The sequence below is a fragment of the Candidatus Nitrosarchaeum limnium BG20 genome (assembly GCF_000241145.1).
GTDB lineage: Archaea > Thermoproteota > Nitrososphaeria > Nitrososphaerales > Nitrosopumilaceae > Nitrosarchaeum > Nitrosarchaeum limnae.
In genome coordinates this window covers 1-12,139 of sequence record NZ_AHJG01000117.1, presented here as the reverse complement: position 1 = coordinate 12,139, position 12,139 = coordinate 1, and the positions used below count along the sequence as shown (strand labels likewise).

General features: G+C 34.5%; 16 protein-coding genes and 2 pseudogenes. 12 read left to right on the top strand and 6 right to left on the bottom strand.

The window, feature by feature from the left end:
* From BG20_RS03850 to BG20_RS03840, 4 genes and pseudogenes are all read left to right on the top strand, one after another.
* A pseudogene (locus BG20_RS03850) lies at positions 1–394 on the top strand (cytochrome C biogenesis protein); the annotation flags it as partial.
* On the top strand, positions 391–528 hold the full coding sequence (locus tag BG20_RS11875) for a YHS domain-containing protein (protein WP_010191157.1): 138 nt from the start codon (positions 391–393) through the stop codon (positions 526–528). The pseudogene BG20_RS03850 and the gene BG20_RS11875, both read left to right, overlap by 4 nt.
* Complete coding sequence (locus BG20_RS03845; protein ID WP_010191156.1) at positions 525–749, top strand: thioredoxin family protein; 225 nt, start codon at positions 525–527, stop codon at positions 747–749. The genes BG20_RS11875 and BG20_RS03845 overlap by 4 nt, the downstream gene beginning before the upstream one ends.
* A gap of 77 nt (positions 750–826) precedes the next feature.
* Complete coding sequence (locus BG20_RS03840; RefSeq protein ID WP_010191154.1) at positions 827–1,297, top strand: hypothetical protein; 471 nt, start codon at positions 827–829, stop codon at positions 1,295–1,297.
* A 10-nt stretch (positions 1,298–1,307) separates the two neighbouring features.
* On the opposite strand, the gene BG20_RS03835 is transcribed toward BG20_RS03840, so the two are convergent.
* Together BG20_RS03835 and BG20_RS03830 are read right to left on the bottom strand one after the other, a co-directional pair.
* A complete protein-coding gene (locus BG20_RS03835; RefSeq protein ID WP_010191152.1) occupies positions 1,308–1,586 on the bottom strand; it encodes a hypothetical protein in 279 nt (92 codons plus the stop codon).
* A gap of 200 nt (positions 1,587–1,786) precedes the next feature.
* A complete protein-coding gene (locus BG20_RS03830; protein WP_133936223.1) occupies positions 1,787–2,923 on the bottom strand; it encodes a cell division protein ZapA in 1,137 nt (378 codons plus the stop codon).
* Between the two features lie 350 nt (positions 2,924–3,273).
* Between BG20_RS03830 and BG20_RS12380 the strand changes: the two genes are divergently transcribed.
* The 3 genes from BG20_RS12380 (at position 3,274) to BG20_RS03825 (ending at position 4,075) form a co-directional block, all read left to right on the top strand.
* The gene (locus BG20_RS12380; protein ID WP_157999275.1) at positions 3,274–3,429 is read left to right on the top strand and encodes a hypothetical protein; all 156 of its coding nucleotides are present in this window, start codon (positions 3,274–3,276) and stop codon (positions 3,427–3,429) included.
* Positions 3,430–3,461: 32 nt separating this feature from the next.
* Complete coding sequence (locus tag BG20_RS11870; protein WP_010191150.1) at positions 3,462–3,614, top strand: DUF1059 domain-containing protein; 153 nt, start codon at positions 3,462–3,464, stop codon at positions 3,612–3,614.
* A 248-nt stretch (positions 3,615–3,862) separates the two neighbouring features.
* The gene (locus BG20_RS03825) at positions 3,863–4,075 is read left to right on the top strand and encodes a hypothetical protein (protein ID WP_010191149.1); all 213 of its coding nucleotides are present in this window, start codon (positions 3,863–3,865) and stop codon (positions 4,073–4,075) included.
* 261 nt (positions 4,076–4,336) lie between these two features.
* Here the strand turns inward: BG20_RS03825 and BG20_RS13760 are convergent, their stop codons facing one another.
* Together BG20_RS13760 and BG20_RS12650 are read right to left on the bottom strand one after the other, a co-directional pair.
* A complete protein-coding gene (locus BG20_RS13760; protein ID WP_256359086.1) occupies positions 4,337–4,459 on the bottom strand; it encodes a hypothetical protein in 123 nt (40 codons plus the stop codon).
* A 12-nt stretch (positions 4,460–4,471) separates the two neighbouring features.
* Entirely contained in the window at positions 4,472–4,645 is a 174-nt protein-coding gene (locus tag BG20_RS12650) for a hypothetical protein (RefSeq protein WP_193353016.1), read from the bottom strand.
* Positions 4,646–4,748: 103 nt separating this feature from the next.
* Between BG20_RS12650 and BG20_RS03820 the strand changes: the two genes are divergently transcribed.
* Together BG20_RS03820 and BG20_RS03815 are read left to right on the top strand one after the other, a co-directional pair.
* A complete protein-coding gene (locus BG20_RS03820; protein ID WP_010191148.1) occupies positions 4,749–5,180 on the top strand; it encodes a response regulator transcription factor in 432 nt (143 codons plus the stop codon).
* A gap of 83 nt (positions 5,181–5,263) precedes the next feature.
* Complete coding sequence (locus tag BG20_RS03815) at positions 5,264–5,695, top strand: response regulator transcription factor (protein WP_010191147.1); 432 nt, start codon at positions 5,264–5,266, stop codon at positions 5,693–5,695.
* A gap of 59 nt (positions 5,696–5,754) precedes the next feature.
* On the opposite strand, the gene BG20_RS03810 is transcribed toward BG20_RS03815, so the two are convergent.
* Both BG20_RS03810 and BG20_RS03805 read right to left on the bottom strand, forming a co-directional pair.
* Positions 5,755–6,264: a hypothetical protein gene (locus BG20_RS03810; protein WP_010191145.1), complete on the bottom strand. Its 510-nt coding sequence runs from the start codon at positions 6,262–6,264 to the stop codon at positions 5,755–5,757.
* Between the two features lie 77 nt (positions 6,265–6,341).
* Positions 6,342–7,415 carry a sensor histidine kinase gene (locus BG20_RS03805; RefSeq protein WP_010191142.1) on the bottom strand — a complete coding sequence of 358 codons (1,074 nt, stop codon included), beginning with the start codon at positions 7,413–7,415 and terminating at the stop codon, positions 6,342–6,344.
* A gap of 836 nt (positions 7,416–8,251) precedes the next feature.
* Between BG20_RS03805 and BG20_RS03800 the strand changes: the two genes are divergently transcribed.
* From BG20_RS03800 to BG20_RS03790, 3 genes and pseudogenes are all read left to right on the top strand, one after another.
* Positions 8,252–10,759 (top strand): DEAD/DEAH box helicase, encoded by a 2,508-nt coding sequence (locus BG20_RS03800; RefSeq protein WP_010191140.1) that lies wholly within the window; start codon positions 8,252–8,254, stop codon positions 10,757–10,759.
* A gap of 34 nt (positions 10,760–10,793) precedes the next feature.
* Positions 10,794–11,624 carry an SDR family oxidoreductase gene (locus BG20_RS03795; protein WP_010191138.1) on the top strand — a complete coding sequence of 277 codons (831 nt, stop codon included), beginning with the start codon at positions 10,794–10,796 and terminating at the stop codon, positions 11,622–11,624.
* 71 nt (positions 11,625–11,695) lie between these two features.
* Positions 11,696–12,139: pseudogene (locus BG20_RS03790) on the top strand (DNA topoisomerase I); the annotation flags it as partial.

Here is a 12,139-nt window from a genome sequence, read left to right as displayed (position 1 = left end):
TGCATCACTTGGATTAGTGCACGGAGTGGGTAGAGCAATTCCACTAATTCTCATGTCAGTTTTGGCAATACTTGGAATAAGTGTAACTAAGGGATTGACTACAAAGCGAGTCAAGATTGAAAATGCCACTGGATGGATGTTAATTGTCATTGGTGCATTTTTGATAATCAATGGATTGCCAGAAGGACACGAATGGTACGAACACACCTTTGTTCATCAAGGATGGAATCAACTAGTAGAGAAGACACCAATTCCAGCTGAATTTGAAATGCCAGAGCATGAACATGAAGAATCAAACATCCCAATGGATTATGTCCCAATAGTTTTGTTTGGTCTGGTTGTATTTCCAATAATTTGGTACAGATTTCATAAAAAGGAGGAGGCAACAGCTTGAAGGATCCAGTATGTGGAATGGACATACAAAAAGGAGAAGAGATTACTCACAAAGGAAAACAATACAAGTTTTGCAGTGCTGCTTGTAGATGGGCATTTGAGAGCAATCCTGATCAGTTTGTTGAGGACAAATGAAAAAAATTGAAATCCTAACAACACCAGGTTGCTCTAATTGTAGTGTTGTTGAAAGAATGTTAGATGAACTAAACTTTTCATATGATATTATTGATGTTACAGAAAAACCAGAATATTTGGAAAAATATCCAATCTATACTGCACCAGGAGTTGTAATTGATGGAAAACTAGAGTTTACAGGGGTTCCAAAAAAACAAGAACTAGTTGAGAAGCTAAAATAATAAAATAATTTGTTTTCTGGTTATCAAAAAAGATACTGATCTTATTGGTATATTAGTCACAACCTCTGTCAAAAAATATGACTAGTCAGAATGTCTGGATAGGAATAACCATTGGGTTGTTTTTCGCAGGTATAGGTATTGGTTATGCAGTGTCTTCAAATTCAAACCAATCAATGAATGCATTTCACAATCAAAATATGTTTAATCAAATGATGGGGCAAAACCCGCAAGCAATGACTTGGATGATGGATGATCCTCAGGTTAGACAACAAATGTTTTATCAAATGATGCAAAATCCAAATAATATGATGGAATGGATGGCAAAGGATCCAAAAAATGTAGAACAGATGTCAAAAATAATGAAAGAAGATCATGTGTTTATGTCAAAAATGATGTCAACTATGATGAATGATCCTGATTTAAGATTACAAATGATAGGTCACATGTCAGAAAATCCAGAAGCACTAAAACAAATGATGAGTATGTTAGGCTCAAACATGACTGATAACATGTCTGGCATGGACGATAACATGATGAATCATCCTTAGATTTTCTATCTCATTTTGTTGAATTTGTTGTTTGTTTCTTACTCTTAACATCGAATGTTGCAACTATGACTTCTCCAGGAAAAGCATCACATGGGCCAATGTTTACTGCAAAACCGTCATGGGTTTCAGCAATACATCCCTCCCCTATGTTTGCAATTACTCGTACTCGTTCAGTGACTTTATCAGTTGAATCATACCAGAACAAGTAAACAAAAATACTTGATACTGTCATTATTACTCCAATAATTACTCCAATCACAATCTTGTTATTTTTTATCAAATCTGACATACCTTTGATTAAAACCTAATCTGATATTACCTATATGATTATTTTATCTATTCAAATAATTTTTTCTAAACTCATTTTATGCCTATGTTTTTGTAGGGTGTCAACTCTTTTTACCTCAACTTTTACCTGGCACTCTTAACTTCTTACTTTCATGATGTTGAATTTTTGTAATTTTTAATAATATTCTAGTTTTAGAAATTTTAAACTAAACTAAAGTCCCCAACAGCATCAAGACTCCACTGCTTTGCAATCTTGCTTCTAGAAGAATCAACAGTGAATGGCACAGGTTCGCTCAAGTCGCTTGTAATAGGAGTTATAGTATTCAATGTCAATCTAATCGTGCTAACATCTCCTTGGTCATTCATTATCTGACCAAGTATAATCACCGATGTAGTTCCATCAGAAGATGCAAGTCTGGCCTTTCCAAAAATAAAATCATAAAACGTATCTCCTATCAACATGTCACCACCAGTAACACGTAGTTTGAAAGTGTGTGATCCAGTTGTGATCGATTCCAAGTAGATATTGCCATCCACATTAGATATTATAGATTCATCATCAAGCGATGTTGCAGTACCTGTAAAGGATGCAGTGTAAGAGTCAGGAGTGTCATCAGGAGTAGTTACAGGGCCAAAGTATTCTCCATTTTCCAATTTATTTAATAGGTCTTTCAGTCTTTGTTCTAGTTGATCAATTTTTTGCTGTAATTGCAGTACAGTGTCATCCGCTGTTTTTTTAGCATCATTTTCATGTTTTACGATGTTTTCACTAGCTTGTGAGTCGTTTTTACCAGATGAGTCTTTGTGATCCTCTGTATTAAAATCCCAGTCTGCTCTGATTTGTTCTTCAGTTAATCCCGTTTTATCTATAATTGCAGCAATGATTGCAGATTCAGATGTATCATTGACTACAAATCTGTATTTATCACCGTTCAAGTGTATCTTGACGATTGCTTTGTCATTTTTGACTTCTACTTCAATCTCAGTTTCATTTAAGTGGTCTTCAGTTTCATCTTCAGTTTCATCTTCAGTTTCATCTTCAGTTTCATCTTCAGTTTCATCTTCAGTTTCATCTTCAGTTTCATCTTCATTGTCATCATGGTTGTTTTTGTTTTTATCATCTGTATTGTGTTTAGTTTCACTAGTGGATTGATCAGGAGTTTTGATTTTATCTTCATCGTCTTCTCCATCCTCACCATCTTCAGCAAATGCAGAGATTAGAAAATTAGAATTGTTTTGATTAGAATCAATAGTATTTCCAAGATTAATTGATGGGTAACTAATCATTCCAAGCAATAATACAGAAAATATGAAAATAGTACTAAGAGATAGGCTCAATGAACTTAAAATTTTATGATCATATTTAGCAATTACGCATCATTAACACTACCTAACAAACTGGTTTTTTGGAAATATGTCATTGTATAAATTAAGAATTAATTATTTCCCCACAACATTCATCCCAAGTGCAATTATGACAATCTTTTGGAGATTTACTTGTTTTACATTCTAAAGGTAAACACCTTCTCTAAATGCTCAAGTTCATAAAAAATATGAATTAAGCAATAAAATAGATCTTAAAAGAAATACAGACATGTCTCTGGAACAAAGATGTGAAACATGTGATAGGCCAAAACTACTGTACGCAAAAACTAGCATAGTGATTTGTCCGTACTGTGATCCTATGTGTGAAAAATGCAATCATCCAAAAAAAGGTCACATCTATGTCGGGGATAACACCTGTCAATGGTGTGGGGAGTGCTCCTTGGAATGGAAATGGAACACTGAATCGTGGTATCAATAAAACAGACATGTCAAAAATATTGTCTAAAATAAACAAATAACTCCAAAAATAGAGAGGGCGACATATCAATACATGGCGCACAGTTTCAAATGTGTAGATATAGGAATGAAATGTGATTGGTCAGTAATGGCAATTAGCATACGTGATTTGATGAATAAGGTCACATCTCATCTGGAAAAAGAACACGGCATACAGGCATTAACGTATGATTTAAAGAAAAAATAGATAAAGCAGCAAAAGAAGATTCGTTTTTTACAAACTATACAAAAAAGTAAATCGTTGTACCAACTGTTATTTCTATAGGTAAAAGCATCCAAGATGTTAAGATAAATCCAACACATCTAACTTGTAAAAAACAGGATTTATGAAATTATAATGTATTAAAGTATAATCATCACATGGTATTACTTTTTATTCATTAATGACATAGTATGCTTGCATGGCAAGTTTCAAACTAGGATTAAAGGAAAGACATGGGAAATGCAGTAAAGATTAGGTACAAGCTAGAGGGGGACAAACAATACACTACATGTATAGTTACTAGGGTACAGTATGAGAATTTTAAAATTTTGCCAATAATAAAAGAATGTGAAATAATACAAAGAGACGTCTCCATTACTGATGAACAGATAGATGTGGCAAACCAGTCACTAGTAGAGGCCATAAGAAAGGAAGGCCAAGACTAGAATCATGTTCTAATCTTTGGTCTTAGAATCTATGAATTGATAAATATCTGAGTTTGACACAGTAATCATCTCTGCTGCTTTGATTGACATCTCTTTAAAATAAACGAGCTGTTTGATATTACTATCCCAAAGTAATTTTATTCATGAAAATGTCACTTGTTGCAATAATCGGCGTTGCCGTATTGGTTGTATCTACAATCGGTTTTGGAGCAACTCTTAGCACAAACCCCGGGGCATCAACAGAATCGGTGCAAGTGACAATCAGGCAGTTTCAGCTGCAAGAGGAAACGTTACTGCCCTTGCATGGACTGAGGAAGTAAATGGTGCAGGAAATGTTGCAACTAAACAAATTATATTTACAGTAGGTAACGAAGACACCGTCAACGCACACTCATTTCAGGTCTGTGCTGTCCTTGAGGCACCTACATCTACATTCCAACCTGCAGCAGGAGCACCACCAGCATGTAACTCCACATCAAGCGTAGCAGCATCTGCAAAGCTAACTTTGGTAGGAATCAATTTCACAAATACTGTAGAAGTCAGTGATATTGCAAATATTAGTTTCAGCATTGAAGAATTGAATTAGAGGTAATCAAATTTCTCTCTATTGTTAATCCTGAATGTTTAATCAGATCAGGCAACTTGCTATATTGTCTAATCCAACAAATTAATCGTGGGCAGACAGTATCCGGTTGTACTAATAATAGATGATTCTCCAGCTTTTAGGGATTTTGCCAAATATTCCATAAGAACAGACATAAAATTTGTAAATATTTTTCAGGCTGCGGACGCTATTGAGGGATTAAAGTTATACAAGAAATACAAACCAGATGTGGTGTTGTTGGATTGGAAAATGCCCGGGATTGATGGCATGTCTACATTAAAAGCAATCATAACTAATGATCCAGATGTCAAAGTAATAATGACTACTGCTTATGATGATAATCAAAATCTTTTAAATGATTTTATGAAATTTGGAGCCTTTAGCTTTGTTCCAAAACCCATGAACAGAATAAATTTGTTAAAGGTTGTAGCCGATGCATTACGGGAGAGAAAAAATGCAAAATTCTATGGGCAACTTCATAACATTGCTAAGCCTACTTGATACATCAAATTGAATTTAATTCTTAATTTTGTGATCATGGAGATCATACAACACCCTATATCACTTATCAGAGGTGTAAGAATATGGGCAGACAGTATCCTATTATGTTAATTGTTGATGATTCTGACTCGTTTAGAGAATTTGCCAGACACCACATCAAAACAGACATTAAATTCATCACAATACTTCTTGCCAAAAATGGAGTAGAGTGTCTACAGATGTACAAACAGCACAAACCTGATGTAATTTTACTTGATTGGAAGATGCCGGGTTTGGATGGAATACAGGTGCTCAAAGCCATAATGCGAGATGATGCTCGCACCAAAGTAATCATGACTACGGCATACACGGAGGATCAAGAACTGTTAAACCAAATGATGGTTTTGGGCGCATTTAGTTTTGTTCCAAAACCAATGCAACGTGTCAACTTACTCAAAGTAGTAGCTGATGCATTACGTGAGAGAAAAAATATTGGCATGTACGGTCAAATCCCGAAACCTACAATATCAAAATAAAACTAGAAAAGAATTTTTCATATCATACACAAAACATCACGAATCATTAGGAAAAAAGATTAATCAATAATGTTGATATGAATTTCTTTTTCTTTTCCATTACACCTCACAACTCCCCCAATTGCAATTGGGATTGCTTTGGTAAATGGGCCTATTCCGTTTCTCATATCACTATTTAATTGCCTAATGGAAATAGTAGCCACACAATTTGCTATTGTAAAGTATGGATTGGTAGCAGGTAGTGTATCTTGCTCAATTAATTGCCAAGACATGACCAAATTTTTTCGTTTTAATGTAGTATGACCAGTGTGAACTCGGATATAGCCTACTTTAAGACTACGCCATTTACAGGGACATCCAGGACAACTTGGAGTAACAGTAATTTGTAAAGTGTTGACATTTTCTCTGACATCTGTGAAAACTTTTTTTGCAGTTGCTGGAAATGCTCGCGCTGGAATTACTACCCCATCACTAGAACCAACTATTCTGCTAATAGTACAATCGTCGCAATTTCTTACAATAGTCTTTCTTTTAGAAATTTTAGTTGGAACTTTTCTTTTAGATTCCATGATTTTGGTATCACTCACAAATATTAAAGTAATATGGTAATAAAATAACTAAAATCAGATCGCCTTAGGATATAATTTCATCTAGCAGTTATTTTCTGGCCGGTATTTGGTAGAATGACAGAGAAGGCGGATGGGTGATTCTTGTATTCCAGTCTTCCGCCATGCTGCTCTATTATCATTTTACAAATTGCCAGTCCCAATCCACTTCCATTTTGTTTTGTGGTAAATAATGGCTCAAACATCCTTGATTGCACTACAGGACTAATTCCCTCACCTGAATCCTCAAAGTAAATCTCTACACCAGTACTAGAACTGAGAATTTTTATCGTAACATAGCCTTGATTATGAATTGCCTCAAGAGAATTTTTTATCAAATTAACAAATACTGCCTGGAGTTTTCTATCATCGCAAATTACTGCAACATCGTCTCCTTCAATTTTTAAATTAACAGTAGGTGGAATCTCCAAGTGATTAATTGTTACATCCAAGACATGCTTTATTGTGTGCTCCCTTAGATCCAATCCTGACATCCGTACAAACTCTAGCACATCCTCAATAATGTGAGTAATGTTTGTAATTTCGCTGTCAATTCTATTTCTATTTTTTATTTTATCCATTACATTGAGGTTTTGAGATTGGCACAAAATATCGTGGGAGAGATTTATTTTTGATAATGGATTTCGTATGTCATGGGCCAATTTTGATGTCAATTGTCCAATCATTGCCATCTTCTCAGATCTCTCCAGTGCACCAGATTGCTCCTGAATCCTTCTTTCAAGAAACGCCTGCTTTACTGTCAGTTCTTTTTCTTTTTTGATTACATTTTGTAGATCTGATTTTAGCAGTTCGTTTAGTTTGCGGTAGTTGCTTTTTTCAACAATTACAGACTTTACGTCATTTTGAAGCTGGATATTTTTCTCTTGAATTGACCTTGTCATGTTCTCTACATAGGAGATTTGCTCTTGGAGCTGGTGATTTACACGTGTAATCTCGCCGACCCTTTCATTTGCCATCTTGTTTGCCTCCTGGATACGCAAGTCATTTTCTTGGAGCTGTTTTTTTGCCATCTCTAGGTCTTTTAGGGCATTAATTGAGATCTGTGCCAAATCCCGTAAGGCAGATTCATTTTCTAGAGGACTGCCTGATAACATCAAGTTTACTTTGAATTTGGGGTTATTACCTAAAGTTTGTATTTTTTAGACAACATTGATCGCTGCAAAATCAATCTAGAGATATGTTTCAGTTATATTTGTCATATGTTCTTAACATCATACTAATTATTCTGTATTATGGATTTAGATTCTTGCCTGTATCAATTGATCAGACATGACATTATGTGATGGATACTTTTTGCAGATACTTTTTGGCACAAATTAATTACAGTAATCACTGGAGCGGTTTTCATATTTGTTACATTCTTTGCAAATTTTTATCATATGATGGAATAAATTTTTGATGATTTATAATCCAATTGAAGAGTTTAATCTTTAGATAGCTTTGATTTCATTTTTGGAGAATAGAACGATCACACTAAATTCAATGCTCTAACTAGTTTCTTACAATCATTACGAAGTTACGAAGTTTTAGAAGTAAAAGAAGTACCATGTCTTACCTTTTGTAGGCGTCAGAAAATTACTTTATTTACTTCGTTTTGTGCCTTCATTACTTCGTTTTGCACTTCAGAAGAAAGTGTACTGCCTACAAAAGATACACCCTCTATTCGTGCTGTTTAACAAAAAGTGTGTAAAAGATACACCCTAAGCTACTTTGTGTAGGCACAAACGAGTCGAAAAGATATAACCTGGAGTGGAAATTTTTCTTATTACACATTCTATTACACAACTTTTGTGTAATTACAGGAATCAAAGTGATAGAATAAATAATTTTAAAATCATGACTGTTTCCTCGTTTAATAATGTCGTGAAATGATAATAAGTCAAGATCTGCAGTCAAACAATAAATCTAGAAAGACTCGCTCTAAGGTAACTTGAAGTTTTCATGTCCAAAATGTAAATCAAAATTAGAAATTCAAAAAACATTCAACAAAAAAATGCATGTATCATGCGAGAAGTGTGGCATTGAGGATCTACTAGAGTATTCAAAAAATATTGACGAGGTGTTCTTGGAATTTCTTTCAAGATTTGATGAAGGACTAGTGACAAAAAAAGGAGTCTCAGAAAATCTAAAAGACGAAGGAATCATCAGGGACGAAAAAGAGATCAAGGAGATGATTGAAAAAAACAATCCAGATAAAACTACAGAATCAATTCTTTTCTCAAAGAGAGACTACATTTCACAGTACAAGGTTCTCAAGAATCCTGAACCCAAAATGGGGAGCAGTGTTGAAGAGTTAGGACTAGATGAATCGATAAGCAATCACTTGAAAGAAATTGGAATTGAGAATTTTTACAAGTTTCAGCAAGAAGCAATTGAAGAAGTGTTATTTGGAGAAAACATTGTAATTGAGGCTCCCACGGCATCTGGTAAAACGGAAGCATTTTTGATTCCGGTGATTCAAAAGATCAAAAAAGAATCCACAGGAGGAGTATTTGCATTATTTGTATATCCTACAAAAGCTCTTTCACGAGACCAATATCCAAAAATTTTAAAACTTGCAGAAAAAATTGGCATAAGTGTTCAAGTATTTGATGGCGATACAGAACAAATAGAGAGAAGAGAAATTTTAGAGAATCCTCCACAGGTATTAATTACAAATTTTGATGTTTTGCATTATCATCTTTGGCATCAAACAAAATTTTCGTCATTGCTTTCATCAGTAAGGATTTTAGTTGTAGATGAGGCACATGTGTATTCAGGAATATTTGGTTCCAATGTACATTATATCGTAAAGAGACTCAAGAGAATATGTAGCAACAAAATACAATTCATTGCAGCATCTGCTACATTGGAGGATGCAAAAAATTTTTGTGAGCAGTTGTTTGGCGAAAAAATGAACATAATCAAAGGTTCTGGAAAAAAAGGACAGACAGATTTTGTAATGTTATTCCCATCACTTAGAACTCAGCGAGCACTAATGGTTGATTTGACAAAAAAAATGACAGAGAAAAATCACAAGACAATGATATTCAACAACTCACATCTAAACTCGGAATTATTGGCAATACAAGCAAAAAAACAAAAAATCAACATCAAAGTTCACAGAGCAGGACTAATGGCAAATTATCGAAAGTCAGTAGAGCAAGAATTCAAAGATGATAAACTTCAAGCAATTTCATGTACTCCAACACTTGAACTTGGTATTGACGTTGGAAATGTAGATTGTGTCATTTCATCTACCATTCCAATAAACAGATTAACTCAAAGAATTGGAAGGGCTGCAAGAAAAGGACAGAGAGGATATGCATTTTTGGCCTTAGGAAATGATCCCATTTCACAATACTACAAAAATCACCCTGATGATTATTTTGAAGATGTTGAAAAAACATACATTGATCCAAAGAATCCATTTGTAGAAGAATTTCAGGTTTTAGCTATGGCATGTGATAAACCAATTTCAAAACATGAACTAAAAGAGCATGATGAAGTGATCAAAGAGCATCTGAAACAAGGAAATTTAGTGATGAACAATAACAGAATAATTGCAAATTTTGACAAAATTACAACTTTGTTAAATGATTACAGCATACGAGGTATTGGAAAATCTATAGATATTTTCTTAAATGAAAAGAAAGTAGGTGACAGAATTCTTCCTATAGCATTAGAAGAACTGCACAAAGATGCAATTTACTTTCTTGCAGGAACCAGATATAGAGTAAAAGACTTTGGATATCCTCAAAAGAACTTTGCCAAATTGGAGAGAATTTCTAGAGACTATCCATATTACACAAAGGCGTTGACTGAGGAATGGCCAACAATTGAGACAGTTTTTGAAAGAAGAAAAGCATTCGGAATAGAAGTTGCATTTTGCAAACTTCACATTGAAAAAAAAGTGTACGGTTATGTCAACATAGAATTAGGACAAGAGGTAACACAGGGGCAGAAAGTTTTGTTGGATACACCATTAGAGTATGATTTTATCACCAAGGGAATTGTATTTCATGCTCCAAGACCAATCAATCAGATAAAAAAATCCGAAGATGAAGATTATACAGAAGCCAGTGGATATCATGCAACAGAACATGTTGTAATTGAAGGAAGCAATATGATAACTGGCGGGGTTTCACAAGATCTTGGAGGAATATCTCTAGGAACTTCGGGATTAATTTTCATCTATGACGGTGCAATCGGAGGAAACGGTGCAAGTAAAGCACTATTTGATAGATTTGAGAGTGCACTTGAGAGAAGCATGTTCATTGTAAAAGAATGTCCATGTAAAAATGAGGCAGGTTGTCCTCGTTGTACATTCTCATATAGATGTGGAAACAACAACGAATTCCTACACAAACACTCTGCGTTGGAGATCCTTCAGAGAATCAACAAAGGCGAGGAGACCAAACTGATAGAACCAACTGAGGGAGATAGACCTCTAGTCTAAAATGGGATAAATATGACAAATTACTAGCAATAATATGGAAAAAGTAGCTGTGGTGACAGGTAGTTCATCTGGAATGGGATTTGAAACTTCATTGGCACTTGCCAGAGATGGATTTTACACATTTGCTACAGTTAGAAATGTCAAAAAATCAGATAAGATATTACAAATTGCAAAAAAAGAAAAGCTAAACCTTGAGATCATTGAATTGGATGTGGATAATGAAAAATCAATTAGTTCAGCCATTGAAAAAATTCTTGCAAAAAAACAACGTATTGATGTTTTAGTGAATAATGCAGGATGGGGTTTGTTTGGAAGTGTTGAGGATGTGCCATTAAAAGAATTCAGAGCACAGTTTGAAACTAATTTCTTTGGAATTATCAGTATTATTCAAAAAGTTGCACCAGTTATGAGAAAGCAGGGTTCTGGGATTATTGTAAATATCAGCTCGGTTGCAGGAAAAATTGGATTCCCAGGATCGCCGGCATATATCAGCTCAAAGTTTGCATTGGAAGGATTATCAGAATCATTAAGATATGAATTAGGACAATTTGGAGTCAAAGTAATAATTATTGAACCCGGAGTTGTCAAGACAAACTTTTTCTCTTCAATGAAGGTTGCAGAGCCAAAACCAGATTCACCATACAAAGAGATCACCCAGAAAGTAATCATGGGGGTAAAGATGATGGCAGAGCTAGGAACACCACCATCTGAAGTAGCAAAGGTAATCCTAAATGCGATAAAAGAAGAAAATCCAAGACCTAGATACATCGTAGGAAATGATGCACAGATGTTTTTAGAAGCAAAAAAGGCAAAAACAGATACAGAATTTGAGAATTATCTCAAAAAAGAACTCTTTTCTAGTTAAATCTGGAACTACGTTAAATTGATATACACATTAAATGGAGTTTTTGTCAAAGTCCGCAGTTTTGATGAAAAATGAAATGGAAAACACTACAACATAATGGAATCTTGTTTCCACCTGCTTACGAGGCACATGGAATTAAGATAAAGATCAAAGGAGAGAATGTAGATATTGATCTGAATCAGGAAGAGATGATTTACCAATGGGCAAAAAAGAAAGACACACCATATGCTCAAGACAAAGTTTTTCAGAAAAATTTTACAAGTGATTTTGCAAAAACACTTCCTGCAAAATTTAAGAATATTTCATATGAAGATATTGATTTTTCACATGCTTACAAAATAGTTGACAAGGAAAAAGACATCAGAGAGATGATGACAAAAGAAGAAAAAAAGGCGTTAGCACTTAAACGAAAACAATTACGAGAAAAACTGGTACAAAAATATGGCAAAGCCATCATGGATGGAAAAGAGGTAGACGTTGCAAATTACATGGCAGAGCCTCCGGGAATTTTTATT

Bases quoted from the DNA above. Each gene is read 5' to 3' on its own strand.
- BG20_RS03815 (WP_010191147.1), top strand. From the start codon at position 5,264: ATGGGCAGACAGTATCCTATTATGTTAATTGTTGATGATTCTGACTCG.
- BG20_RS12650 (WP_193353016.1), bottom strand. From the start codon at position 4,645: ATGCTGAAACTAATATTTGCAATATCACTGACTTCTACAGTATTTGTG.
- BG20_RS03845 (WP_010191156.1), top strand. From the start codon at position 525: ATGAAAAAAATTGAAATCCTAACAACACCAGGTTGCTCTAATTGTAGT.
- BG20_RS03795 (WP_010191138.1), top strand. From the start codon at position 10,794: ATGGAAAAAGTAGCTGTGGTGACAGGTAGTTCATCTGGAATGGGATTT.
- BG20_RS11870 (WP_010191150.1), top strand. From the start codon at position 3,462: ATGGCGCACAGTTTCAAATGTGTAGATATAGGAATGAAATGTGATTGG.
- BG20_RS03840 (WP_010191154.1), top strand. From the start codon at position 827: ATGACTAGTCAGAATGTCTGGATAGGAATAACCATTGGGTTGTTTTTC.
- BG20_RS03805 (WP_010191142.1), bottom strand. From the start codon at position 7,415: ATGTTATCAGGCAGTCCTCTAGAAAATGAATCTGCCTTACGGGATTTG.
- BG20_RS03810 (WP_010191145.1), bottom strand. From the start codon at position 6,264: ATGGAATCTAAAAGAAAAGTTCCAACTAAAATTTCTAAAAGAAAGACT.
- BG20_RS03825 (WP_010191149.1), top strand. From the start codon at position 3,863: ATGGGAAATGCAGTAAAGATTAGGTACAAGCTAGAGGGGGACAAACAA.
- BG20_RS03835 (WP_010191152.1), bottom strand. From the start codon at position 1,586: ATGTCAGATTTGATAAAAAATAACAAGATTGTGATTGGAGTAATTATT.